General features: G+C 64.4%; 22 protein-coding genes and 1 pseudogene. 16 read left to right on the forward strand and 7 right to left on the reverse strand.

Translation table 11 applies throughout. The annotated features are described in order from the left end of the window. The first annotated feature begins 241 nt into the window (after positions 1-241). Together DEI84_RS02450 and DEI84_RS02455 are read left to right on the forward strand one after the other, a co-directional pair. Complete coding sequence (locus DEI84_RS02450) at positions 242-1,228, forward strand: hypothetical protein (RefSeq protein WP_146236287.1); 987 nt, start codon at positions 242-244, stop codon at positions 1,226-1,228. Continuing rightward, positions 1,225-3,207, forward strand: coding sequence for a hypothetical protein (locus DEI84_RS02455; protein WP_110889521.1), 1,983 nt, complete (start codon positions 1,225-1,227; stop codon positions 3,205-3,207). Before DEI84_RS02450 ends, DEI84_RS02455 begins: the two co-directional genes overlap by 4 nt. A gap of 57 nt (positions 3,208-3,264) precedes the next feature. Here the strand turns inward: DEI84_RS02455 and DEI84_RS15435 are convergent, their stop codons facing one another. Beyond that, positions 3,265-4,161, reverse strand: coding sequence for a hypothetical protein (locus DEI84_RS15435; RefSeq protein WP_146236288.1), 897 nt, complete (start codon positions 4,159-4,161; stop codon positions 3,265-3,267). 59 nt (positions 4,162-4,220) lie between these two features. Here DEI84_RS15435 and DEI84_RS16050 point away from each other — a divergent pair, with 59 nt between their 5' ends. The 3 genes from DEI84_RS16050 (at position 4,221) to DEI84_RS02470 (ending at position 8,271) form a co-directional block, all read left to right on the forward strand. Continuing rightward, complete coding sequence (locus DEI84_RS16050; protein ID WP_110889522.1) at positions 4,221-4,490, forward strand: helix-turn-helix domain-containing protein; 270 nt, start codon at positions 4,221-4,223, stop codon at positions 4,488-4,490. Between the two features lie 58 nt (positions 4,491-4,548). Continuing rightward, positions 4,549-4,830 (forward strand): hypothetical protein, encoded by a 282-nt coding sequence (locus tag DEI84_RS02465; protein ID WP_146236289.1) that lies wholly within the window; start codon positions 4,549-4,551, stop codon positions 4,828-4,830. Between the two features lie 678 nt (positions 4,831-5,508). Further along, positions 5,509-8,271, forward strand: coding sequence for an AAA family ATPase (locus DEI84_RS02470; protein WP_110889524.1), 2,763 nt, complete (start codon positions 5,509-5,511; stop codon positions 8,269-8,271). A 50-nt stretch (positions 8,272-8,321) separates the two neighbouring features. Here the strand turns inward: DEI84_RS02470 and DEI84_RS02475 are convergent, their stop codons facing one another. Both DEI84_RS02475 and DEI84_RS02480 read right to left on the reverse strand, forming a co-directional pair. Beyond that, positions 8,322-9,275: an SDR family NAD(P)-dependent oxidoreductase gene (locus DEI84_RS02475; RefSeq protein WP_110889525.1), complete on the reverse strand. Its 954-nt coding sequence runs from the start codon at positions 9,273-9,275 to the stop codon at positions 8,322-8,324. Further along, positions 9,268-9,867 (reverse strand): type 1 glutamine amidotransferase domain-containing protein, encoded by a 600-nt coding sequence (locus DEI84_RS02480; RefSeq protein WP_181420316.1) that lies wholly within the window; start codon positions 9,865-9,867, stop codon positions 9,268-9,270. The genes DEI84_RS02475 and DEI84_RS02480 overlap by 8 nt, the downstream gene beginning before the upstream one ends. 92 nt (positions 9,868-9,959) lie before the next feature. Here DEI84_RS02480 and DEI84_RS02485 point away from each other — a divergent pair, with 92 nt between their 5' ends. Then, positions 9,960-10,328, forward strand: coding sequence for a helix-turn-helix transcriptional regulator (locus DEI84_RS02485; protein WP_110889527.1), 369 nt, complete (start codon positions 9,960-9,962; stop codon positions 10,326-10,328). Between the two features lie 232 nt (positions 10,329-10,560). On the opposite strand, the gene DEI84_RS02490 is transcribed toward DEI84_RS02485, so the two are convergent. The 3 genes from DEI84_RS02490 to DEI84_RS02500 form a co-directional block, all read right to left on the reverse strand. Beyond that, positions 10,561-12,195, reverse strand: coding sequence for an ATP-dependent DNA helicase RecQ (locus DEI84_RS02490; RefSeq protein ID WP_110889528.1), 1,635 nt, complete (start codon positions 12,193-12,195; stop codon positions 10,561-10,563). A gap of 61 nt (positions 12,196-12,256) precedes the next feature. Then, positions 12,257-13,015, reverse strand: a complete 759-nt coding sequence (locus DEI84_RS02495; RefSeq protein ID WP_181420317.1) for an MBL fold metallo-hydrolase — start codon at positions 13,013-13,015, stop codon at positions 12,257-12,259. 184 nt (positions 13,016-13,199) lie between these two features. Beyond that, entirely contained in the window at positions 13,200-13,949 is a 750-nt protein-coding gene (locus DEI84_RS02500; protein WP_110889530.1) for an acetoacetate decarboxylase, read from the reverse strand. 346 nt (positions 13,950-14,295) lie between these two features. On the opposite strand from DEI84_RS02500, the gene DEI84_RS02505 reads away from it, so the two are divergent. The 8 genes and pseudogenes from DEI84_RS02505 to DEI84_RS02535 all read left to right on the forward strand — a co-directional run bounded on the left by DEI84_RS02505 (position 14,296) and on the right by DEI84_RS02535 (position 22,242). Then, positions 14,296-15,258, forward strand: coding sequence for an alpha/beta hydrolase (locus DEI84_RS02505; protein ID WP_110889531.1), 963 nt, complete (start codon positions 14,296-14,298; stop codon positions 15,256-15,258). 115 nt (positions 15,259-15,373) lie between these two features. Then, positions 15,374-16,438, forward strand: coding sequence for a DNA topoisomerase IB (locus tag DEI84_RS02510; RefSeq protein ID WP_181420318.1), 1,065 nt, complete (start codon positions 15,374-15,376; stop codon positions 16,436-16,438). Next, a complete protein-coding gene (locus DEI84_RS02515) occupies positions 16,435-17,049 on the forward strand; it encodes an NADPH-dependent F420 reductase (protein ID WP_110889533.1) in 615 nt (204 codons plus the stop codon). The genes DEI84_RS02510 and DEI84_RS02515 overlap by 4 nt, the downstream gene beginning before the upstream one ends. A gap of 810 nt (positions 17,050-17,859) precedes the next feature. Continuing rightward, on the forward strand, positions 17,860-19,446 hold the full coding sequence (locus tag DEI84_RS02520) for a sodium:proton antiporter (protein WP_110889534.1): 1,587 nt from the start codon (positions 17,860-17,862) through the stop codon (positions 19,444-19,446). 416 nt (positions 19,447-19,862) lie between these two features. Next, complete coding sequence (locus tag DEI84_RS02525) at positions 19,863-20,252, forward strand: UBP-type zinc finger domain-containing protein (protein WP_110889586.1); 390 nt, start codon at positions 19,863-19,865, stop codon at positions 20,250-20,252. Positions 20,253-20,427: 175 nt separating this feature from the next. Further along, positions 20,428-20,742 (forward strand): annotated as a pseudogene (locus DEI84_RS16055) (alcohol dehydrogenase catalytic domain-containing protein); the annotation flags it as partial. Between the two features lie 69 nt (positions 20,743-20,811). Then, positions 20,812-21,393, forward strand: coding sequence for a zinc-binding dehydrogenase (locus DEI84_RS15890; RefSeq protein ID WP_258371668.1), 582 nt, complete (start codon positions 20,812-20,814; stop codon positions 21,391-21,393). A gap of 99 nt (positions 21,394-21,492) precedes the next feature. After that, a complete protein-coding gene (locus tag DEI84_RS02535; RefSeq protein WP_110889536.1) occupies positions 21,493-22,242 on the forward strand; it encodes an SDR family oxidoreductase in 750 nt (249 codons plus the stop codon). A gap of 182 nt (positions 22,243-22,424) precedes the next feature. On the opposite strand, the gene DEI84_RS15570 is transcribed toward DEI84_RS02535, so the two are convergent. Beyond that, positions 22,425-23,366, reverse strand: coding sequence for a hypothetical protein (locus DEI84_RS15570; RefSeq protein ID WP_181420319.1), 942 nt, complete (start codon positions 23,364-23,366; stop codon positions 22,425-22,427). Here DEI84_RS15570 and DEI84_RS02540 point away from each other — a divergent pair. After that, the gene (locus DEI84_RS02540) at positions 23,344-24,054 is read left to right on the forward strand and encodes a ketopantoate reductase family protein (protein WP_258371676.1); all 711 of its coding nucleotides are present in this window, start codon (positions 23,344-23,346) and stop codon (positions 24,052-24,054) included. The two genes, DEI84_RS15570 and DEI84_RS02540, sit on opposite strands and share 23 nt — an antisense overlap. Before the next feature lie 171 nt (positions 24,055-24,225). Next, on the forward strand, positions 24,226-25,359 hold the full coding sequence (locus tag DEI84_RS02545) for a glycosyltransferase (protein ID WP_110889538.1): 1,134 nt from the start codon (positions 24,226-24,228) through the stop codon (positions 25,357-25,359). The last annotated feature ends 348 nt before the right edge of the window (positions 25,360-25,707 follow it).

A 25,707-nucleotide genomic window follows, 5' to 3' on the forward strand; every position in this document is an offset into this window, starting at 1 on the left:
GGGGAGTGGTGAGAAGCGCCCAATTCGACCCATGTGCTCAGGATACGGAGAGCGACCGTCCCGACACGGTCCGTAAGGCGACGGCGGAGCGTCCTGCATGGGGTAGGTGAGCCGCCTGCCAGGGGCGAGCAGGCCTTGAGTGCTAGCTAGGACGCATCACGAAAAGAGCGTTTGATCGGGGCTTTCGTCTAGGAGTTCCAGAACTCACACCAGCCGTCCGGCTCGCTGCATAGGGGTGGGCATGACCGAGCAACACTCCTCACCCCCATCCGCCCCTTCCGTTCCCCTCCTCGCCGTAGCACACTATGGACAGAAAACTGTCCACCACGCCGCGGAAGTCGAGGAGCTCATCATGGCCTACCGGCCAACCCAGACGCCGAGCACCGAATGGGCAGCCATCCGCCCCTTCGTCCTCGACGTGGCGCGGACGGTGCCCTTCATCAACCGGACCCAGACGATGCTTCTCCTCCGTGCGCTGACGAGGCTCGCGAAATGGGCAAAGAGCACAGCCCTGCTCCCGCTTGAGGCAGACATCCTTCTGGACGCCGACACCATCGCCGAGGCCTGCCACTCCTACGACAGCCGAAACATCGCTCGGGACCACCAGTGGGTGCTCTTGCGTGCAGCGGAGGAGCGGGGTCAGGACTTCAGCCCCCGCTCCCTGAAGGACCGCAACCGCTCCGCCCTGCCGCTGACCGAGATGGAACTCGCCGCTACCGCTACGCGTATCGCAACATTCACCCAAGACCGAGACATCCGAATGGCGAACATGGCGATGGGGCTCAGCGGCGGTGCCGGTCTGACTTTCACCGAACTGCTCGCCGCGAAGACCTCCGACATCGTCCCCGACGGGGACGGTTACATCGTGACTGTCCACGGCGAAGCGCCGCGAACTGTTGCAGTCCTCAGAAGCTGGACCATCTACGTCGACCGTGCGCTTCAGGTAACTACCGCGGATGACTGGGCCATCTGCACCGGCGTGAACCACAAGACGTCACGGCTGAAGCACTACCTGAACCGACGTCGCAACCGGCTCTACCCCGACTGCCTCCGGCTGCGGAGCACTTGGATGCAGCAGGTGTGCGGTGTCCTCACCGTTGGTGAGCTCGTGTACGCCGGCGGGTACCGAAGCGCCGGGTCCCTCGGCGCGTTCGACTCGTACCTGCTGCGCCGCACGGACGACGTCCTCCTGCCCATCCTCCGCAACGCGCCGGAGGTGACCCGATGAGCGACGCGAACACGTTCGACAAGGTCGCCGACGCTATCGTCCGTATGGTCGCTGGCAGCACCCTCCTCGACATCAGCGAAGTTGAGAACGCTGGCAACAAGACCACCCCCATCGATGAAGCGAAAGCAGACCTCGCCCTCCGCCGCGTGGACGCCACCGGCACACCGGACATGCTGACCGCCTGGCGCCGTGTCGACAAGACGTACCGCGGCGGCCGCACTCCCTCTGTCACCGACCGAGCGAACCTCGCCATCGGGCTCATCCTCGCCGAGGAACGCTCCCCGCTGCTGGTGTCCGAATTCGCAACCGCATTTCGCACCCGCCTCACGCCCGGCGCCAGACGTGTGCTCGGCGTCGAGAAGGTGAAGACTATGTCGACACCGGCGCGGGACCAGCGGGCGTGGTACGCCCGCTGCTGGCGCGGCATCCACAGCATCGTCGACACATTCGACGCTTGGCCGGCGCCTGGTCAGGTGATGAGCCTCGAGGAACGGAAGGCAGCTCTCGCCGCTCGTGACCCGGAGATGCAGGCCATCAAGTCGGTACGGGCCCGTGAGTTCACGTACGCGTGGTTGGAGATGACTCTGCGGGCGCTGCCGGAGGAGTACCGGACCGCGTGGAAGGGGGCGTTGTCCGCAGACCAGACCGCGGTGCGCGCTCCGAGTCAGCTGATGCCCTGGCGTCGTGACCACGAACTCGACGGGAGCCCCGAGGTGCCCAATCAGTGGGAAGTCATCGACGAGAACGGCGACAAGAGCCTCATCGAAGCACCCCGGCCGGTCCTTGAAATCGACGCGACCCCGTACCCGCGGGACAAGTCGAAGAAGGACAAGACCTTCAAGGGCGGGGACCTCGCCTACGAGATGTCCTACGCGGCGAACATCACGATGATGGTCACGGAACCGGGGCAGCCGCTGGCGCACCCGCAGCTCATCATGGCCGCGAGCCTGCACCGGTTCGGACGCAGCATCGCTGAGCACACTCTCGCCGGCATCGAATCGCTGCAGCAGCGCGGGTGGAACCCGAAGCGGCTGACCGTCGACCTCGGCTACTCGGCGGGTATCGCCCCCGTGAACTTCCACATCCCCCTGTCGAAGATGGGGGTGCAGCTGGTGTCCGACTACCACCGCAGCCGCCTCGGCACGCATCAGGCGCTCTCCGGCGGTGCGCTCCTCGTGGAAGGTACGCCGGTGTGCCCGGCTACACCGCTGGAGCTCCGAACCGCGACGAAGGACGCCAACGCCGGCACCATCACACCGCAGCAGTGGCGTGACCGGAAGGACCGGCTGAACAAGTTCGCCCTCCGCCCGAAGGAGAAGGTCAACCCCGACGACGGGTCGCAGCCGTGGATGTGCCCCGCCCGCGGCCTGTCTCCGACTGTGAAGTGCGTCATCGTCGAGATGGCTGCGAAGGCGAAGGAGGACCCCAAGCGGCCGAAGGTGCACAAGTCGATGCTCCCCGGTCACCTCGACCGAGTGTGTAAGCAGCACTCCGTCCGAATCGAAGCAGATGAGTTGGCGATGTTCCAGCCGTTGAAGTACGGCAGCGAGGAATGGGCGAAGACCTACTCCCACGACCGACAGTCCATGGAGTCGATGAACGCGCACCTGAAGGCCGGTCACGGTTTGCACGAGTCCCGCAACCGTCGCATGCACGGCCTCGCTGCGCAGAGCTTCGTGTTCACTCTCGTCATCGCCGCCGCGAACCTCGGACGCATCAACAAGTTCCTGTCCGACCGCGCCGCTGGCGTCACCGGCCCATCGGAGACGCCTCGGAAGCGCGACGTGGAGGACCGTACCCGGTACCGCCGCTGGTCCAAGCCGCCGACGGTGGTTCGCGGGCAGACCACCAAGGAGAAGCGCCAGGCGGCCGCGAAGGGACGCAAGACCACGGCGGCGCCGCCGGCGCCCGCGGACGGCGTGACCATGTTCAGCGAGGTCGATGCGTTCGACAACGCTGACGACACGGCCACCGCCTGACCGGTCGGACCTCTGAGAAGCCCGCGCAGCACGTCGATGCGCGGGCTTCTCGACGTCTCAGCGGCCGCGCAGCAGCCGCCACCGGTCGTCGTCACTTCTCGCGGGTACGAACGGCAGTAGCCGGTCGAGTGCTTCTGCGGACTGCAGTCCCGCAGCTTGCAGCAGTATCGGAAGGGGTGTGCCGAGAGTGAGATGGTGCACAAGCCAGGTTGCTCGGAGTCGTCGTGCTTGCACGTTAAGCCGCTGGTGTGAGCGGCTGACGAAGTCAGTGATGAGGTTGGGATTCCCACCTTCCTGCCCGTCGCGGAACAGCCAGCCGCTGCTGCTGCTGACACGTCTCTCGAGGAGGTGTTCCCATTCAGCCGTGACGGGCACCGATCGCGCCGCCGTTCCACGCACATGAATGAGGTAAGCCTGTTCGTCGCGGCTGATGTCGCCGTGCCGCGCGGCGATGATCTCCCGCCCAGTCAGTCCGGCGCCAGCACCGAGGGCGAGAAGTGTTCCGGCGGAGGTTCGGCGGTCCTCGCTGTGCTGCCCGTTTGCCCACGATTCCAGCGCGGCAAGATCCGCTGCGGAGTAAGGCTCAACCGGCGCCGAACGACGGATGCCCACTTGCTCGTCCGCTCCGTCGCTGTCGGACAACGCTCGTGCGACGGCTCGGAGTTTCGACCGCATCGTCGCCCGACCTGCTGACGTGTACGTGACGAGCGCGCCGTGCGCGAACTCATCGATGGTGGACGGGTCGAGCAGGATGCTTCGGTCGAGGGGAAGAGCTGCGACGTCGACCGCCCATTTGGCAAGCTTTGCGGTCACTGGGTATAGCTGTTTCTCCGTGTAGGCGGTCGCTGGTGCAGCTTCTCGAACCGCCTCCTCGACGAAGCGTCGGATGCGAACCCAGGTCTCCACCGGCATGACGGGCGTGTAGACGTAGTGTTCTTCGCGATCGCCGGTCATAGCGGCTGCCGTGGGCCCTGCTGTGACCGCGGTGCCTCAATCGCATCTACCCTTGCAACATGGGTAGGTCGGTTCCGGCGGCACTTGCCGGTCAGCCGTGGCCGGAGGTGCCCGCGGACGACCCACTTGCGGAGGTAGCGCGCCGTTTCGTCGTAAATCTCCGGAACGCTATCGGCGTGCGAAGTGCGCGTTCCGTTGCCGTTGCCGCGGGTATCAGTCATGGCACGCTGAACAACATTCTTCATGGGCAGGTTTGGCCCGACCTGTCCACGATTGCACGCTTAGAGCAGGCGCTCCAGACGAACCTGTGGCCTCAGCAGCAGTTCTGACCAACGCAACACCTGCCGGCGTCTCTTCAGAGGCAGTTGCCACCTCTACGCTGAACGTATGGGTCGTCCGATGCGTGCGCTGCCGGTGGAGCTCGCTGACGCGCCTTGGCCAGAGGTACCTTCGTCGGATCAGTTCGGGGAGATCGCTCGTCAGTTCGTGTTGAACGTCCGCGACGCGATGGCGGGGCGAAGTCTCCGGGCGGTCGCTGCGGATGCAGGTATTGGCCATGTCACCCTGCAGCGGGTTCTTGCCGGTCAGGCGTGGCCGGACCTTGTGACGATCGCGCGTCTTGAGGTCGGTTTGGATGCGGCGCTGTGGCCGAGGCATCCTTCGTTGTGAACCTGTCGTTGAACCGGTGCGCCATCTCGTAGAACGCAGCCCATCCAGCTGGGCTTCGTTCCTGCGGTTCTGGCGGGTACCAGTCGCCGTCAACGACGCTCGCGAGCTCCTGCATTGACGTCCAAGTGTCAGGGTCATGCTCGTCGAACGTCGGGGGATTGAGACGGGTGGGGAGGCCGCGGCGGTGGTCATAGTCGTTACGGTCCGCGACGAACTCGAGCGCGATGCGACGTAGGCGCTGACGGAGCTGCGCGTCGCGGCCAACGGACGAAACGCTGACTTCTCGTGTGTCGAGGTCGAGTCGGGCGGCGGCATGTGTTTTGCCGCGAGTGACGACGATCGTCACGGCGGAGCCATGAGCGATCGCTTCCACGAGTACGCCTTCCGGTGGCAGCACCGACGTTGGCCAGCCCAGTCGAGGGATCTCCCGCCCTCGAAGGAGGGACGCGATCTCCCTTAGCACCCCAACACCTTTGGTCATAGTTACGAACATACGCGTTCTCGGAGGAAGCGTCCACCCCTACGGCCGTGGCAGCGGCGGCTCCAGGAGCGACGACATCGAATGGTGCAGCGGTCCTACTCCTCTCGCCATGAGGTGTGATTCCGCGACGGCGAAGTCCAGCTACGCTTTCCCTGCCTCGCATGAGGCCTTGCCCGAGCATGGGGTGGAGGAGAACGATGATCGGCCGGTCGGAAGAACTCGCCACGCTGCGCAGCATCATCACTCAGGTCGTCACGACCGGTCAGGCCGTCATCGTTGAGGGCGAAGCAGGTATCGGAAAGTCGGCGCTGATCTCCGAAGCCGTTCAGTTGACCGTCGACGCGGGGTTCCGTCAGCTGCGGTGCGCGGGGATGCAGAGTGAGACGACGGCCGGGTTCGCGAGTCTGCATGAACTGCTACACCCGGTGCTCGGTCAAATTCACACGCTCCCGTCGCGACAGCGGGGAGCGCTGTTAACCGCGTTTGGGTTCGAGGACGGGCCCGAGCCTGACCGGCTGCTCATCAGCCTCGCGGTGCTCGGCTTGCTCGAAGAAATCGCTTCACAGCAGCCAGTGGTCCTGATTGTGGAGGACTTACAGTGGCTGGACGCGTCCACGGTCGAGGCCATCACGTTCGTTGCGCGGCGGCTCACGACTGCGCCGATCCTGATGCTGATTGCTGCTCGAACGAGCGGCGAAGTCTTAGCTGGTGACCCGCTCGCCGGGCTTCCGCTCACGCGAATCAACTTGGGACCGTTCACCGTCGGTGAGTCGCGCGAATTTTTGGACACCGTACCTGTCGAACTCACTCGCGAGCAGCGCTCGAGGGTGCTGGACGAAGCCGCGGGCAATCCGCTGGCTCTGCGGGAATTCGCGACCTCTGTGAGCACGACAGCAGGCGATGATGCGCTCTCGCCGTTCGGCCGGCTCCCGACGACACGACGACTCGAACAGAACTTCCTCGGCACGGTTTCGGCGCTTCCGTTCGGCTGCCGCCGCATGCTTCTCCTCGCGGCCACGGCACACGACCCCGTCGTTAACGAACTCTTCGCGGCGGGGCAACTTCTCGGCCTTGCACCGTCGGAGCTGGATGCCGCGGAGCGTGCGGGTTTGGTTTCCGTCTCCGGTGGACGTCTCAGTTTCCGGCACCCGTTGGTGCGGTCGGCTGTGTATGGGGCTGCCACGACGACCGAACGAGGACAGGCGCACCACGCGCTCGCGGAGGTGAGTACCGACTTCTCTCGGGCCGCCTGGCACCGAGCCGCGGCATCGGACAAGCGCGACGAACGCGTAGCAGCGGAACTGGAGGAGGCAGCCGAACAAGCCCGGCGACGGGGGGCGCAACCTGAGGCAGTCGCAGCCCTTCATCGGGCGGCGACGCTGACCCCAGATGTCGGCGACCGTGTGCGGCGACTCGCCACTGCGGCGGAGATTGCGCGTCGAGCCGGAGCGACCGCCGTGTCGGCCCGCTTGGTGGAGGAAGCGATTCCGCTGGCAGGCGACGAGCAGGTGGTGGTCGGGCTGACCTCGACGCAGTTGCTACTCAGTATGACCGCAGGCACGCCGGGGCCGAGCGGCGTGGAACTGATGGGGCTGGCACGCCGCCTCGGGGGCGCGGAGGGCACCGATCACCCCGCGGAGCGGATTGCCGTGCTCTGGACTGCCGCTGTCGGCTACTACGGGCAACCTGCCTCCGGTGAGGCGCGGCACCGGGTGGAAGCAGAGGTCCTCGCTATTGAGCCCAGCAGGTGGGACCCGTACCGGCAGATGGCACTGGGCCTGCTTGATCCGGTTCATCGAGCGGACGGGCTTCGGCCGGAACTGCCTCGGCTCGCAGCCGCCCTTTCGGAGGACACTCTCGGGTTGCAGAGCCTGGCGCTAACTTCCGAGTCCTTACAAGACCTACCGATGGCGTTCGAGAGCTGGAGCATGGCGGCCGATCGCGCTCGCCGGACCGGATTCCAGAGCGATGAATGCCAAGCGCTCCGCGGGCGTGCGAACATGCACCTGATGCTCGGCCGGCTGTTGCCAGCTCTCGACGACATCGAACGCGCGATGCGTATGGTGGAGGACCAGGCGTTGCCCGTCACTGAGGCCGCAGTTACCGCCATAGCTGCACGGGTGATGGCGTGGCAGGGGGACCTTGTTCGGGCTTCGGCAACCCTGGCGAGGAGCCGGGAACGAGCCGCTGAGGCCCCCTTGGCCTTGGTAAGTGCGGATCAGGCGTGGGCGGGCGGACTGATCGCATTGGCAGAGCAGCGATATCAGAGCGCGTGGGCCGAACTTGCCGATGTCGCGAACCACCCTGTGACTGCCATGTGGGCAGTTGCCGACCTCACAGAAGCAGCGGTGCGGGCTGGCGCACAGGTTGCGGTCACCCCGATCGTCGAGAGCGCTGCCCGGGATGCAGAAGTGATGGGAGCTGCGCATCTCGACATGTTGATTGGCCGGAGCCGCGCCCTTCTTGCGCCTGAGGACGACGCCGAGCTGCACTTCCGCTCCGCAATCGACTCCGGGGTGGCCGCGGGCACTCTGCTGGAACTCGCCCGAACTCGCCTCCTTTACGGTGAGTGGTTGCGTCGACAGCGCCGGCCACTGCATGCACGCGAACAGCTCGGACAGGCCCTCCGAACCTTCGAAGCTGCCGGTGCTCGAGCACTAGTTGGCCGGGTGCTGGCGGAGTTGCGCGCAGCAGGCGTCGCGACACCGAGCGCATCGCACCGTCATCGATCCGATGCAATCTCACTGCTGACTCCGCAAGAGCTTCAGATCGCGCGGCTGGCGGCACGGGGAATGACGAATCGCGAGATCGCCGACCAGGTCTACCTGTCGCATCGCACGGTGAGCACCCACCTGTACAAGGCGTTCCCGAAGCTCGGCATCACCGCAAGAGGGCAACTACGGGAAGCGCTGACGCGGGCCGATGATGGACAGAGTGAACTTTCACGCGAGCACGACTGAGTCGCCGCCACGACGTCCTGTAAGCCGGACGCCGCGGCGGAGACTTACGATCAGCGAAGCGCAGCAGATCCGAGCGACCAGAGCTGTTCGGCGTTCTCGGCATCCACCGCATACCGAGCGACACCGCGGTCGTGGCCGGCGCCGTCCTCCAACTGCTCCGCTTCCTGATTGTCCTCGAAGTACCGTCCGGTCACACCCTCGACCAGCGGTGACGCGACGAGCAGCGCCGACGTCGCAGCGCCCTGGGCGGGGGTCTTAAAGAAGTCCTGCTCAATGCGGTTGCCGTCGGAGTCCAGCGCACCCATGGCGCGGAGGGTGTCATCGTCGAGGTGTCGCTGCAGACGCGTGGTGATCCATCCCGGCATTAGGGAGTTCGCACGAACTCCGTAGTCCCGCCACCGGTCCGCGATTCCGGCGGCCAGGAGCACGTCGGCGGTCTTCGACTGGGCGTAGGCGCCCCACCGGTCATACGGACGCACAGCGAAGTTCGGGTCCTCGAAGTGGAACGGCGACCGGAGGTGCGCTGTCGAGCTCACGGTGACGACCCGAGACCCCTCCGCGGCGAAGAGATGATCTCGCAGACCGAGAATTAGCGCGAAGTGGCCGAGGTAGTTCGTCGCAAGTTGCATTTCCCAGCCGGCGCCTGAGGTGCGCTTCTCCGGTAGGGCCATGATCCCCGCGTTCGCGACGACGCCGTGCACGGGCCCGTCTTGCTCCGTGGCGAACTGACGCACCGAGTCGAGGTCACTGAGATCGAGTGGACGGACCGTGATGCTCCCGCCGTTCGTACCTGCGGCTCCGGCAGTGGCGGACAGCGCTCGCTCGGGATCACGGACGCCGATTGTCACGTCCGCACCAGCTCCGGAGAGGGCACGAACTGTCTCGAGTCCGATACCGGAGGCACCTCCCGTGACGACGTAGTGCCGTCCGTGTAGGTCGACTCCGGCGAGGACTTCGGCGGCGGTGGCTTCCGGGCCGAACGGCGTCGAGAGCAAATCAGTCATGGTGGTTCTCCTCACGAGCGGTACGCAGACGGTCGAGAACGCGAGCCATCTGCTGTGGCATGTCGCCCGGCTTGCGGGCGGTGATGAACTGGCCGTCTTCGACGACCGGCGCGTCGACGTACGTCCCGCCCGCGGCGCGGACCTCGTCCGCGACCTCGCGCCATGACGTCATGTTTCGTCCTGCGACGAGTCCGGCGGAAGCGAGGACCTGAGGACCGTGGCAAACGGCGCCGATGACTTTGCCCGTGGCTGCGAAGTCGCGGACGAATTCGAGGGCCTCGGGCAGGGTGCGCACCTCTGCCGGTGCGAGTCCTCCGGGGATGAACACGGCGTCGTAGTCGGCCGGATTGGCCAGCGCGATGGGCTGCAGGCCGGTCGAGAGTGCAAGTCCCTTGTATGCAGTGACGGTTTCACCGGTCGGGGTGAGGACGTCGACGTCGTAGCCCTCTTCCACGAACCGGTAGTAGGGGTAGAAGAACTCGACGTCCTCCACGCGGTCGGCAGTGACGATGGCGATGCGGCCGAGCGGCGCCTCGTCTTGGCGGATGGCAGCTCGGTTGTCGGTGACCTGGGGGTCGATGGTGGTGGGCAAGGCTCTCTCTTTTCTCTGTTTGGCGGTCGTATCTGACCGGCATGGTTTGACAACCATCAAACTGTGGCCATCATTCCTGGTAGGTTCGACGTATGTCAAACGTTCCGACGCAGGATCATCGCGACCCGTTCCCGCTGCCGGCCGTCGCCGACCTCGACCTGGTGCAGGTGCTCAAAGCAGCGGGAGACCCGGCCCGGCTGGTCATCCTCGAACGGCTGTCCGACGGCGAGTACCACCCGTGCAACCTCACCGACTACCGGCTCGAGATCCACAAGGCAACGCTGTCTCATCACTTCAAGGTCCTCCGCGAAGCCGGATGGACCCGTACACGCGTGACCGGTCGCGAGTACGCCGTCCAACTCCGCCGGGACGCACTTGACGCGCGATGGCCCGGGCTTCTAGGCGCTGTGATCGCCGCCGCCCTCCGCGACAACCCCGAGGCCGAACTACCTCCGGCGTAGCGGTCGGTCATAGTCCGACGCGAACGCGGCTGAACGAGAGAGTGATGTTCGAGCATCCGCCTTGTGAAGGAGTTGGCTCCGGTGTTACCGAACAACGGCGACCGGGACGCCTTCCCGGGGAGCGGACCGTGCGCTTCCAATGATCGTCGTTCGGTGTGCTCCAGGTCGCTGCCTGGGTAGCCGGGGCCCGCACGCTCAGTGGCCTGTTGTGCCCGCCGAGCGGAGCGACGAGTCAGTCGAGACGGGTCAGGAGGTTTCGCTTTCGCACGTCCACCAGCGAAAGCGTCCGGTACCCAGCACGGGGGAAGAAGACAGTGAGTCGGTCGTCCTCGGTGCTCATGATGTTGCCGTCGCCCCACACCGGATGGCGCACGGAAGCGTCCGGAGGCCACTCCTCGTCGTGGGCACCGTCTGCTGGATGGGAGCCAACGGCGTAGGCAGTGCCCGCGGTGCAGGTGTCGCAGTTTCCGCAGGGGTGTGCCAGCTCGCCACCGAAGTACCCAAGGAGGAACTGTCGTCGGCACGCGCGCGTCTCCGCGTATTGACGCATCATGTCGATGCGCGACTGCTCGACGTGCTCACGTTCATCAGCGCGCTGCTCGGCGGCCTGGATCGCTTCCTCTAAATCCCAATTGTGCTCGGCTATATGGGCAAGCCCGCTCTCCTGATCGAGAAGGACGGACGCCTCGACGAGGAGATTGGCCGCTCGGCCTGCAGCGTGATCCGACAACCCTGCGGCGGTGGCCAGGGCCGATCGCGACAGGTTCCCAGTCCGTGGGACGGCAGTGAAGACTGCACGGACAGCTTCCGGATTTGGGCTGCCGGAGGCGAAGAACCGTCGGATGCCGAGATCGCCGGACAAGTAATGCAACGTCGCGACTGCAGCCGATCGGTCGCGGCCAGCGCGACCAATCTCTTGGTAGTAAGCGTCGACGGACTCGGGGATGTCGGCGTGGATGACGAACCTGACGTCAGGTTTGTCAATGCCCATACCGAAAGCAGTCGTGGCGACTACGACGTCGACATCGCCGTTGAGGAAGCCCTTGTGGACACGGGTGCGCTCGTGGTCGGGCAAGCCTGCGTGGTATGGCTGTGCATTCCGCCCCGCAACGCGCAGCGCTGCTGCGTAGGTGGCAGTCTCAGCGTGCGTGGCGACATAGACGAGGCCCGCGCCGATCGTGGTGGCAACCTGACGAACGACGGCATCCGCCTTTGTGCCGCGGTCTTCGTGCCGCACCACTTCCAGCCGGATCTCCGGCCTGTCGAAACCGGCGGCAACCACGAGTGGATCCCGCATTTGGAGACGTTCCAGGATCTCCCGCCGGACCGGCGCGGATCCTGTCGCGGTAAGTGCCAGGACCGGTGGCCGTCCCAGACGCGCGATCGCTGCGCCGAGAAGGAGGTAGTCGGGCCGGAAGTCGTATCCCCAGGAGGAGACGCAATGCGCCTCGTCCACCGTTACCAGTCCCACTCCCGCGGCTCGGAGTCGGGTGACCACCGAGTCGTTGGCAAGCTGCTCCGGAGCGAGGAACACGTATCGTGCGCGCCCGGTAGTGATGTCATTCCACGCAGCGTGGATGTCCCTGACGAGCATCGAGGCGTTGATCATGACCGCTGGTGGCGCATCGGGGTGACGTTTCAACCCGGCGAGCTGGTCTTCCTGTAGCGCAACCAACGGCGACACCACGACGATCAGGCCGTTTATCGCGAGGCCTGCCACTTGGTAAATCGCTGACTTCCCCGACCCGGTCGGTAGGACGGCGAGAGCATCCCGACCAGCCGTGACGGCGTCGATGACGTTGACCTGTGCGGGGTGCAACTGCCACCCGAAGACCTTAGAAGCGCGGGCGCGAAGGGACTCCTCCATCAGAGGCCGACTCGCCACGGAGTGTCGGACGGCTCGCGTTCGGGTACTGAGGGGCCGCGCATCAGGTCAACCGTTTTCTAGTCAGGGGAACCCACTGATTGCCCACCCGACCGACGGCAGGTCCATGGCCGGGGAGGATCAGTCGAGCACGAGGGAGTGCTTGTGCTGAGACGAACGCTCGATCGGGGTCGCTCGTGAAGTAGGCGGGGATCATGCGCGGCCGTGCTTCCCAACGCGATGGTTGGGTGGCGTGGTGCGTGATGATGGCGTCGCCGGTCACCAAAGCTTCGGTGCCCAGTAGCTCGTACGCGGTTGAGCCTTCGGTGTGTCCCGGTGCGCACACCGGTTGCAGCCCTCGGTTCTGGAAGTCAGCAGCGGTGAACGCTCGCGCGGACGGGACTCTCACTCGGGCGAGCCCACCCGAGGCTACTGCGAAGCTCAGCCATCTGATGACTCGGAGCGACGCAACACGTCCGCCGACGTCGGTGAAGGTGACCTGCTCGCGGTCCGGCCCGTGCACATTCGCAATCTCGCTTGCTGCGACGAGGACATCGACATCAGGATAACGCTTCAGAATTTCGGGGACACCTCCGACGTGATCCACATGTCCATGCGTGATAAAGACGCGTTTCAGTTCGGAAGGGTCATAGCCGGAGATGCGAATGCTGTCAACGACCAAAGCACTGTCGGCGGGATAGCCTGCGTCGATAAGGGAGACACCGTCGCGTCCGGCGAGGATCACCCAATTCGAAGCTGGCCCTTCAACAAAAACTACCCCATCGGCGATGTCAACTAAGGCGCGGATGTCACGATGTCTCACGTGTAGACAGTAAACGTTTTCGCTCTGCCGAGTGGCACTTTTTGATCCGTCAAATGACGTAGATCTTCGACCAAAGTGTCTGCGGGCGAAGCGGGCGTGGCAACGTTCGGGACCGAGGCGGGCCTGTGTAGAGGGGGTCGTCAAATAGCTCATTCAGCTGTACGCCCTGCCACCGGATTCGGCGCTACTGCCCGCTCCCATGCAGGTAATCATGTACGGATCGCACCGGTGCGAGAGTGAGGTCGGTCAGGATGTGGGAGGCACTGATGACCTCGAGCACTGGTAGATCTGCCATCGGTACGAGGGCATGCTCGAACAATTGCAGGCGGGCCGGCCCCGTCCACGCTTCCTTGACCGTGATGTCGCTGATCTCAGTCCGGACGAGGTCGGCCGCACGAAGGCCCTGTGTGAACACGTTCGGAACGAGCTTGACCATGAAGGTCGGCACTGTGATCTGTGCAGCTGCCTCGTCCAGGGCGAGAGGCTCCCACTTGTAGGCCATCGTCGCCGTCGCGATTCGCTCCGAACCACGATCGAGGGTGCCAACGAGTGCACCCTCTTCGACGTGCAAACGCGGGGCGCCGAGTGCCTTCGGGTACGCGCTGAGTTCGCGGCCCGAGACCGTCGCGGCGAAGTTGTCGAGGTACATCGCGTGCAAGTACTCACCGTGCTCGCCGTCGACGGACACCTGGATAGCCTGACCCGACTCGACGTACGGACCGTATCCATCGACGTCGCCCATTTTCATGACCTCGAACCGAACCAGCGGCTCCGTCACCGTCATCGGTTCCGGCACGACTTGCCGTAGCGCTTCCGGGTCGGTGCGGTAGACGATGTTGAAGTACTCGCGGTCGATGAACCGGGTCGCGCGGAGCGGGTAAACGGGAGTGGCGAGGGGAGTGGTGCCACGGCGCAGAGCGTCGAGCGGATTCATCCTGCAGACCTCCCTAGTGCGGTATGGATCGGACCGAGTCGGATCGCGCCGAATGGCTGACGTTCACATGATCAACACCGTCTCGGATCCGCAGCATCCGTCGCATGACGTAGTTAGTGACCTTGGATGTCGCTGTCCTCGACGCTCTCTCTCAACGGGTGCGTCGCGACCGCTCACCCAGTTGAGGCCTGCGAGGTGACCAGAGGGGAAGTGCCTCCGACCGGTTCGCCGGACCACCGAGCGACGGCACCATACGTCACGTAACGGATGCGCGCTCGGCATCGTCCTGGAAGCGTTCGTGGTTGAAACATCACTGTTGCCCCCCCCACTCTGAGGAGTACACAACATGGCCGGAAACCCGAAGAACATTGCTCTCGAGCCCGCAGGTCAGGAGTTCGTCGACGCGACCGCGAACCCGCCGTTCCTCTACCAGCTGCCGCCGGCGGAGGGGCGAAAGGTCGTCGACTCGGTCCAGGACTCGCCAATCTTCAAGCCGGAGATTGATGAGGAATGGCTCGAGATCGCGGGCGGTCCCACTGGCACGGTGAAGATCCGTATCGTCAAGCCGGCTGGCACGACGAGCAACCTCCCGGTGATCCTCTACGTGCACGGCGCTGGCTGGGTGTTCGGTGACGCGCACACTCACGACCGTCTCGTTCGTGACCTCGCCATTGGCTCGAACGCGGCGGTGGTCTTCCCCGAGTACGACCGCTCCCCGGAGTCGCCGTACCCGGGTCCACTCGAGCAGTCCTACGCAGCGGCGAAGTGGGTCGTCGAAGAAGGCGCCAACAAGGGTCTCGACGTCTCGCGTTTCGGTATCTCCGGCGATTCCGTCGGCGGCAACATGGCGATCGCGATCTGCCTCCTCGCCGCCGAGCGCAACGACGACATCGTGTTCCGCAAGCTCGTAGCGTTCTACCCGGTCACGAACGCCGCGTTCGACACTGGCTCGTACGAGGAGTTCGCGGAAGGGTACTTCCTCAGCCGTGACGGCATGAAGTGGTTCTGGGACCAGTACACAACGAGCGAGGAAGAGCGCGCACTTCCGACGGTTTCCCCGCTTCGCGCCTCGCTTGAGAAGCTCGCAACCATGCCGGAGACGCTCATCATCACCGCCGAGGCCGACGTGCTTCGCGACGAGGGTGAAGCGTTCGCTGCTCGTCTCCGCGAGGCGGGCGTCAAGGCGACCAACGCCCGCTTCGGCGGTATCCACCACGACTTTGTCATGGTCAACTCGGTCCACGACACCGAAGCATCCAAGCACGCGCTGATGCTGGCGACCGCGTCGTTCAGCGCCGCTCTGGCCTGACTCCCAGGGGCAGGGCGATCTCATTCGTTCGTCCTGCCCCGGGGTGTGCCGCGGTCCATGAGCGCAGCCGCCGAGGCAGCTAACTGCACAAGCGATCAAGCAAGGAATGAGCGGCGTGGACAACGTGGTGCTTCGGCCAGCAGGGCTGACCCGCCTGGACGGACAGGTCGAGACTTGGCGTGGTGTGAACGGGGCGATCGTCACCGACGACGTCACGCTTGAACGGCTCCGTAGGCTCGCAATCCCGCCAGCGTGGACGCACGTGTGGGCGAGCAGCGACCCAGATGCTGCCGTCCAGGCCACCGGTCTCGACGCGCGGGGGCGGACGCAGTACCGGTACTCACTTGAAGCACGAGCGCGAGCTGACGAGAACAAGTTCTCACGAATGCTTGAGTTCGCCGAAGCGCTCCCGGCCCTTCGGCAAACCGTGCAGAGGCACTTGACCGCGCCAGTCGAAAATCACACGACGCTGCACCGCGTCGTGGCGTCCGTTGTGCGCCTTCTCGACTTTGGGCTCTTCCGTATCGGTAACGAGCGGTACGCCAAGAGCAACCACACCTATGGACTTTTGACCCTCCGCCGGCGGCATGTTCGCGTCTCGGGAAGCGTGATGAATTTCGAGTTCGTAGGGAAGGAACACCTTGAGCATGACGTCCTGGTCGAAGACGCCGATGCTGCCGCTGTGGTGAGAGCGCTGCTCAATCGATCCGACGACCCGTCCGAACGATTGTTCGCCATTGGTGCCCCGCCAGCTCAGCGAGCGCTCAGCAGCGCAACCGTCAACTCCTACCTCCACTGCCACAGCGGACAAGCCGCAACCGCGAAGGTTTTCCGGACATGGGGAGCGACCGTTGCCGCCGCGACCGTCGCCGCTGGGGCGCCTCTGAGCGAAGGGCTGCCACGTCATCGCGCTCTGGCGCTCAACGCCTTCGAAGCTGCTGCTGAAGTACTCGGAGATACTCCGGCCGTGGCTCGGGCGTCCTACGTTCACCCGGCGGCGCTATCGGTTGGAACGGGCAATGCGGTGCGTGAAGCCGTCGAGCGTGTCCTCACGGACAAACCAGCGGCGACGTACCGAAGCGCGATGCGAGACCCAACAGTGCAGGCGACCGTCCTCAAATCGCTCCTGACGTCAGTCAAAGCAAACTCTTCAATGGTGAAGAAAGGTTCCTCAACATGAACTCCAACCCGAAGCTCAGCATTGGCATCATCGGTGCCGGAAACATCGCCACCGCGATCGCGACGCGTGCCGCTGCGACCGGACGACACGACGTGCTGCTGAGCAACAGCCGAGGTCCTGCAACACTCGCGGAACTCGTCGCACCGCTCGCTGGAGTCAGGGCAGGCACGGTTGAGCAGGCCAGTCAGGCGCAGATCGTCGTCCTTTCCGTGCCGTGGAGCGCAATCCCAAAGGCGGTCGGCGCAGTTTCGGACTGGACAGGCAAGACCCTGATCGACACGACGAACCCGATCGAAGCTCCTACGTTCCGCGCCGCTGAACTAAACGGGAAGACCTCGAGCGAGGTAGTTGCAGCCCTGACGCCGGGGGCGAAGTTGGTCAAGGCCTTCAACACACACAACCCGGGAGCACTGGCAAGCGACCCTTCAGTTGCCGGAGGCACCCGAGTGATGTTCTACTCCGGTGACGACCCCGAGGCAAAGCAGTCCGTTCAGGAATTCATTTCTGGCCTAGGGTTCAAGGCCGTCGATCTCGGTGGGCTCGCAACCGGGGGTGCCATGCAACAGTTCCCGGGAGGTCCGCTCGCCGGGCGGGACCTCGTCCAGTTGTAAGCGTTCCGGTATCGACACGCGCTTCGCCTGAGGCCTCGGCAGTGCCGCACGCCGGCGGCACCACGAGCGGCTCGTCAAACCTGCTCCGCGGGGCAGTCATAGCCCGGTGGAACTTAGCCGTCGGGCCTGGAGTTGTGACCCGTTCGGCTGACTGTTCACGTTGCGGCAATGTGGGCTGGGCAGTCTTTCCGCATGACACAATCCACCAGCTCGCACTGGTTCGGTCACTGCGCGACGGCTGTCCGAGGGTGGCTGCTCTCCCATCCAGGCTCCCCGCTCCCCACCGAGGTGTTCGACGCCGTCATCGGAGCAGGCGGCGTGCCCGTTCGGATCGAAGCGCCAGACGGAAGCCGATCAGAGGCGTATTACCTGCATCCCGCCGACAGCGCGTACCTGACCGAGCTAGCTAGGGCAGGTCGTTGAATCCGGCGTCTCGATGTCACGACGGTTTGCCGCCCGCCTCGAGAGTATGCGCGGACGGCCGGATCGCCAGTGCACAACCCTGTGCTTCGTGCCGGACGTGCGCCCGCTGAGTGTTGCTTGATTAGTAGCAGCGCTCGTCTGCCCGCCTCACCGAGAGCGTTCGTCTGTTCAGCGCCTTGTGGTCCTGAGATGGTTCGACGCGCGTCCGCGGACCGGACTCGCATCGAGGTGCTGACGCACTCGGGCGAAGGAGCCCTAGACCTTGGCCGTGCCACCGGTACACTGCTCGAACTTGCGCTTGCGCTAAGCAGTGTTCAACTGTGAGCTCTGACCGGCAAGGCCCGGAAGGACCGTGGCTCTCCGCGCCGTCGCAACTCGAGGAGTGCCATGGACCCGGTATCGACGATCACTTGGATCGTGCTCTTCGTGCTCCTAACGGTCACTGTCTCAGGGCTCTCCGGAAAAGTCGGCTGGTCCGCCCCCGTGGCCCTCGTCTTGGTGGGCGCGGTCCTCTCGTTCGTGCCGCAGGTACCGGCCATCGAGATCGAACCCGAACTGGTGCTTTACGGGATTCTTCCTCCGCTGCTATTCGCATCGGCTATCCGCACTTCGTTCTCTGACATCCGCAGCGGCGGGGACAGCATGTTGCTGCTGTCCGTAGTGCTCGTTGCCGTAACTGTTGCGACGGTAGGAGTGACCGTCTGGCTTCTCGTGCCAGCGGTACCACTCGCCGCCGCCCTCGCCTACGGAGCCGTTGTCGCTCCAACTGACGCCGTGGCCGTCACTGCTGTGGCAGGACGATTACGCTTGCCCCGACGGGTGCTTTCGGTACTCGAAACGGAAAGTCTGTTCAACGACGCGGCAGCGCTCGTGGCTTTGAATGTGTCCATCGTCGCGATCGCCGGTGTTGTCGAGCCATGGATGATCGGAGCCGAGTTTGCGCTGGCGGTTGCGGGCGGAATCGGCGTCGGGCTCGTTGTCGGTTACGTTATCGCCCAGGTCCGGCGCAGGCTCAGCGCTCCTGTTCTCGACACTAGCTTGTCGCTCGTGACTCCCTATCTGGCTTTCATCCCGGCACAAGAGGTCGGCGGGTCGGGAGTCGTCGCGGTGGTTGTTGCCGGACTCGTTCTCGGCGCGAAAAGCCCGCAGATTCAGTCCGCGCAGGCTCGCATCGCCGAGGCGATAAATTGGCGTACCATCAGATTCCTGCTCGAGAATGCGGTCTTCCTCGTTATTGGGTTGAGCTTGTCGGGGATCATAGCCGGACTTGAAACTTCGTCTGTGGGCTTTTGGGCAATAGTGGGCATTTCCTTGGCGGTCCTGCTGGTCCTCGTGCTCTCTCGCTTCGCCTTCGTGCTCACTGGCACGCTGTTGTACCAGTACGGGCCCGCCTTGATTCGACGCCGCGCCTGGGGCTGGAGGACGGGCGTCGCGCTGTCGTCGGCGGGGATGCGCGGCGTCGTCACGCTTGCAGCGGCATTCCTTCTTCCCGAAACGACGCCAGAACGGGAGTTGTTGCAGTTTCTCGCCTTCATCGTTGTGGCCGGGACGCTCCTCGGCGGCTTGGCGCTGCCCGTCATCGTTCGTGCTTTGCGCCTGCCTCCGCCGAACGCCGACCAGGAACGCATTGAGCGTCAGTTGCTGATGGCAGAGGCGCAACGTGCAGGGCTTGAACGGCTTGCCACTGAAGAGACGGGGGGAGTCGAGGATCGAGTGATGCAGAGACTTCGCACCAACGCGTCGTTCCTCACTGATGCCCTGGAGAACCCGACGCCCCCCGCGTCGGAGCCGCTCCCTGACAGCTATCACCGCCTGCGCTACTTGATGCTTTACGCGGAGCGCGATGCTGTGGCCGCCGCTCGCTCGGAAGGGCGTTATCAGGACCCAGCGGTCCGCTCCGTCTTGGCAAGCATCGACGCCGAAGAACTCGCCCTCCGTGTCAATGCGCCTACAAAAAGCTCTGACGACGAATAAATCCCACTGGAACTGCCGCTGATGCTCATAAACAGGGGCGGCGGCCCGTGGTGCCGGTACTGGCTGTGTCGACGGGCCAGCTAGCGTTGGCGGGACTTCCCGTGGCGAGCCGCGAAGCCACGGGAGGAGGAGGAACAACTGCCGGCTCGACGCGAAGCCAAGTTACGTCAGGGTACGGATAGCGCTCGGCGCCTGTGACCTCGAGCATTCATGGTGAGCAGTGTCCGCTCTCATGATTTGGAGGTCCGCGTGCCTGATAACACCACGAGCATTGTCCAGGCAGGCGCAGAGTCGCCGCTCGCGGACCCAGTAACGGTCCCGGCGTTTCTCTGGGAGGCCCAACCAGAGTGGCGGAACGGGATCGCACACGGTGACCTCGCCGACTCGGGCGGCCTGATCTACCAAGGAGGCCAGTGGTGACAAGCGACGAGTCTCTCGGGGGACAACTCAACCGTGAGGTCGCTCCCAGCGGTACGGGTTGCGTTGAGTGCACCATCGATGGGTCGTGGTGGGTCCACTTGCGTCGCTGCGCCGCCTGCGGCCACGTCGGCTGCTGCGACGACTCAATGAATCGGCATGCCCGGTCCCACGCGTCGCACACCGGCCACCGGTTTATTCAGTCCTTCGAACCGGGGGAGGACTGGATCTGGGACTTCGCTACACGATCGATCGTCTCGAACGGTCCCGCGTTAGCTCCGCCAACAGCGCATCCGTCCAGCCAGCCGGCCCCGGGACCCGAAGGATCGGTGCCACCCAACTGGATGGATCAGCTGAATGATCGCAACCAGCGGGAAGCGCAGGAATAAGCCTCAGCCGTAACGTCGGTCCGGGCTGTTGGACGCGGGCGCGAAGGTCTGTTCCGGTCTCTACGTCAACTGACGGATGCGTCCCCCTTCGGTATCGAGCAATATTCTCCAAGGGAATAAAGGCGCAACTCCGTAGGTTGCCCACCTCCTGTGTCGCTCGAGAAGGGAGCAAATGATGGGAACAGTCGTCTATCAACATGGGTGGGGTTCCCCGGAGGTGCTAGAGATTGCACAACGTGTGGCGCCGCAGCCTGGGCGGAACGAACTTGGAATTAAGCAGGAAGCGGTTGGTCTGAACCATCTGGACTTGCTTTTCCGTCGTGGTCCGTTTCGGCCTCCGAGCGACCCATTCGTCAATGGCTTCGAGGGTGCTGGCGTTGTGACTGCTGTTGGTTCGGGGGCTGAATCATTCCAGGTGGGCGACCGGGTGGGGTACTTCTCCGCCAGCGGGGCTTATGCGGCGGAGCGCACTGTTAGCACGAGCGACGTGGTCCGGCTGCCTGCCGCGACTTCCTCGCTCCGGGCTGCGGCGTTGATGACGAAAGGTTTGACTGCTCGGATGGCGCTGCGCCAGGCATACCAGGTGCAATCCGGAGACGTCATCATCCTCACTGGAGCGACGGGAGCGATCGGCTCGATCCTTACGCTGTGGTGCACGTCACTGGGCGCTAAAGTAGTTGCAGTTGTTGGATCCGCGGCGAAGGCAGAACAGGCGGTGGCGAACGGAGCAGTTGCGACCGTCGTCAACGGTACCTCAATCAAAGACGTGGTCGACTCGGTCACGCTTGGAGGCGGAGCCGACGCCGCGCTAGACGGCGTTGGCGGTGACCAGGTAAGCGCGCTCATTCCCGCTGTTCGCCGAGGGGGCTACATCGTCTCATATGGGAATGCTGCGGGGAGGGCTAACCCCGACCGCGTGGAACTTGAACGACGAGCAATCTCGTTCGATGATCCGCCGCTGAGCAAGTACCTGCACGGCCAAGAAGAGGCTCAGCGCGCTGTCGACGACATCTTCCGCGCGGATGACCATGGTGTCTTCGCGGCGCTTCCGGTGCGAGAACTCGAACTCACGGAAATACGTCGAGCTCATGCGGACCTTGAGGAGCGCCGGATCCTCGGTGTCACGGTTCTCACCACCTAAAAGGCAGATGCGCCTTTAGCGGCTCCACACGCTGTTGATAATCCTGGATTCGTGTGGCAATGAAACGCCCGAACGAGCAGTGAGAAAGAGGAAAATTCGATGGAGTACTACGAAGGTAAGGTCGCCGTTGTCACGGGAGGTGCCCGCGGCATCGGAGCAACAATCGCAAAGAAGCTTGCAGGGTACGGTATGGATGTGGCGTTCAGCTACGTGCAGTCCGCCTCGGCGGCAGAGGAAGTTGTTACGGCCATTCAGCAACTAGGGCGCAAGGCAAAGGCCTACCGTGCAGACCAAGGCGACCCCGAGTCCGTGTCCGCATTCATCCGTTCGGCAGCCGACGATTTCGGACAGATCGACGTCCTCGTGAACAGTGCGGGCGTATTCACGACGGGTACTGTCGACTCCGGAGCGATCGATCAGCAAGCATCGGACCGGCAGATCGATGTGAACTACCGCGGTGCGGTCGCTACGGTGAAAGCCGCGAGCAACCACATCGTCGATGGAGGGCGGATCATCGCGATCGGTACGAGTGCCGCGTACAAGCCGCTGATCTCGCCGGGCCTGGGCGAGTATGTCGCAACGAAAGCGGCGCTAGCGGCTTTCGCGAAGGGCGCCGCATTGGACCTCGCAGGCCGCGGCATCACCGTGAACATCGTCGAGCCTGGTCCGATCGACACAGACATGAACCCGGACGGGACCGATTCCGCCAGCGCCATGAAGGCACGTGTTCCGCTCGGGCGGTACGGAACCGCCGACGAGGTGTCGGAGCTTGTCGCCTATCTCGCGGGTCCACATGCAAGCTTCATCACCGGGTCGCAGATCATTATCGACGGCGGTCTCACTGCCTGACCGAACGTCAAACGCCAACGGCCCCGAGCAAAGCTCGGGGCCGTTGATTTTGTGATCAGGAAGTGGTTCGTGGGCCGCGACAATCAGAGCCCGGGTCGATAGTCGTTCTTGACGTCAAGTGCCTTACGGTTTTGTTCCTATTGCTTGAGGTCGCGCTACCCCGCTCAGCGCGACCTCGAAGGCTATTCGGAAGCTACGAGGACGGCCCTGATCGGTTGGCGGAGCGCAAGCAGGACGGGGATGGCGCTAGCGGCGACGAGGATGATGGCGCATGCAGCAGAGGCAAACCCCGCTTGACCTAGGCCGAAATCTGGAGCGGTTGCCGCTACTCGGCTAAGACTCAAGGCGACGCCGCCTGCGGTGAGAGCAAGAACAATCGCACTAGCAAGAATTGCAGTGATGACGAGGATGAGAGCTTCCCAGACCGCACGAAGGAGGACCACTGTTCGGGTGCCGCCCGCAGCTTGAACGAGTGCAGCTTCTTGCTCGCGCGTTCGAGTTGCCATCAGAACGGTAGCTGCCGCTCCGGAAAGGGATACGAGGAGTGAACCTCCGACAAGCAGGAGGAAGCTTGCTGGCGCAAGGGATCCCGCCCTGTTGCCCGTCGCGGCGGCGGTAGCATTGCCCAACGTGGCAAAGCCGGCGTAGAGCGATCCTGGCAGGGCGATTGTCACGAGGAGTGCGTTAATAGTCGCGGTACTTCTCGTCGCTTGAAATTGCGCCGCGTTCCGGGCAAGGAACCAGGAGGCGGACAGGCGGGCGGGCACCAGGGCCGTCCACATCCGGAGGATGGCGGGAAAAACGGCGGGGCCGGCGGCCGCCATAGACGCCGTGAACATCGGTCCGATTACGAGTATCTGATTTCCTCCGCTGATGTTGTCACCGCTGACCAGAGACCACGTCATTGCTGCGGCGATCGATAGTGTCGCTGCCGCCACAAACGAACGCACCAGCGTCATCGCCCCGCGGCTCTGTGTCGGCTCGCGGAGGACTTCGATCGGCCGTACGGAACCTACTCGCCGCGTGGCTGGAAACCCGCCAAAAGAGACGACGATAGTTACGACTGCAATCACGATCAGGCCACTGATTAAGTCGAAGTCGATGTCAAGGTCCTGTAGGCCCATAGACGCTGAGAGCCCGAAAGTAAGGAACGCGGTCGGCGACTGGCTGCGCCGCCTCGTGGGCCCGCACACCAACGTCGTTGTCGCGCAGAACGGCATCGACCATGAAGCCCGGCTGCCGGAATGGATTCCCCGCTCCCAGATCCTGCCCGCCGTCGTGTACACCGCTGCGGAACGAACCGGACTCGACCAGGTAACGGTGCACAACTACGGCAGCTTGGCGTTGCCAGAGACTCCGGTCGCGCTGCAATTCGCGGAACTAGTCAGGTCTCTCGTCAGCGTGCATTTTGAGGCAGACTTCCAAGCAGCCAGCTGGCGCAAATTGATCATGAACGCCGCGATCAGTTCCGTCACTACGTTGACATCTCGCCCAGTGTCAGTGACGGCGAACTCTGCTGTCGCTGAACTCGTAGACGGCCTCCTCGAGGAGGGGATCCGCGTTGCCGCCGCCGCGGGCGTGCGCATCAGCAGCACCGAACGTAGCGGGATGCTTACCCAGATTCGTCAACTTCCGCGCGCACACCGCACCTCCCTCGAGGTGGACGCAACGCTCGGACGGCCCACGGAATACGAGTTCCTCAGCGGAGCGCTGCTGCGATACGCCGTAGCAAACCGCATCGCCGTACCGCGGCTCGCGTCCGTATATGCGCTACTCAGCGCGCTGCTGCAGCCAGCCCGGACACAGCTGTAGCCCAAGTGATGGCGAGAACGGACGCATGACGACGCGGCCCGGCCTGCCCCTCACCTTCGAACCTATCCCTCATTGGATTCCGCATCTGACCCCGCTGAACCTGGCGGACAGCATCAAGGCAAGTCTCACTGCAGCCGTTCGGCTGCATGCATCCCCTATGGAAGGAAAGTCATGCGTCTCCTCTTCGCCGCAGTTCCCGCACTCGGTCATCTGCTACCCCTCGCCCCGTTCATTCACGCCGCCCGCGAGGCCGGCCACGACGTCGCGGTACTCACCAGCGCTGGCATGGCACCAGCGATGGAACTGGAACTACCGGGTGTGACCCTGCTGCCGGCAGGTCCGATGCCGCCAGAGCTGTTCGCTGAGGTCGCCCGCCGCATCCCGGGCAGCGACCCCGCCGCGACCCCAGAACCGGCCGCGGTCGCCGAGTTCTTCGCCGGAGTTCGCGTCGACCTCTCCATCGACACTGCCATCGAGGAAGCCACCCGATGGCAGCCCGACGCAATCATCGCTGACGCGGTCGATTTCGTCGGACCCCTCGTCGCCACCGTGCTCGCTATCCCGCACGCGCTCGTCGCATTCGGTCCGGCGCTTCCCCCGGAGTTCACCACCCCACTGTTCTCCGTCGTTGCGTCACGGTATGCGGACCGAGGCTTGGCGCTGGTACCGCCAGCGGCAATGTTCGACCCGGCGCCGTCACTGCTGCAGCCTGACGGTTGGGTTCCGCCGGAGTTCGTCATCCCGTTCCAGCCGGCACCACACCAGCGCGACGACAGCACAGCCGCGAATCTGTTCGCGAGTGCCGGTGAGCGCATCCCGGTCCTGCTCACTCTCGGCACCGTATTCGCGAACGACACACTCCTCGGCGCACTCGTATCGAACCTCGAATCGGAGCAGACCGACGTCGTCGCGACAGTGATGGAAAAGACCGAGCAGCACCACAACACGGACCACGTCCGCTACGAGGCGTTCCGCCCACTTGCCGAACTGCTCCCCGGCGCGAGCGTCGTGGTCAGCGCCGGCGGCGCGGGAACGGTGCTTGCAGCGCTGAGCCAGGGGATCCCCCTCGTCGTGATCCCGCAGGGCGCAGACCAGTTCATCAACGCCGAGCGCGCCGCTGCCGCCGGCGCAGCCAAGGTGATCAGCGACCCGGCCGACGCGCTAAATGCGGTGCTCGAGGTCACCGCCGATGCGCAGTACGCCGCCGCCGCCGCCGCAATCCGCGACCAGATGCGAGGTCGACAGACACCCGGTCAGGCCATCGAAAGGTTCCTCACGCAGGTCACCGCTGCCGCCAGCCAGTAGCACAGACCCACACGATGCCGGCCGGACACGTCACAGCTTCGGGCAAGCAGACGCGTCCGGCTGGTGCGCATCTGACCAACAGTGCCCGTTTCAACCGGTCGGACCACGACGAAAGAAAGGTCCGCAATCTGCTGCTGTCCTCGACTGGCCCCTGCGAACCACCGGCGTTGCTCAACCGATGATGACCATCGGTGCCACGCGGTTGCTCCGCTCGCCGCAATGAGGGTCGTGGGACGGGCTGCCAGCTTCAAGTACCTCACGTGGAGTGCCCGTGACGGGCGCCGAGTGGCAGAGCTGCGGATACCCACGACAGGGTGCAACGGTCGCGGCGAAACTTACGTCAACTCA

It is taken from the genome of Curtobacterium sp. MCBD17_023 (assembly GCF_003224415.1).
In the GTDB taxonomy this organism is placed as follows: Bacteria; Actinomycetota; Actinomycetes; order Actinomycetales; family Microbacteriaceae; genus Curtobacterium.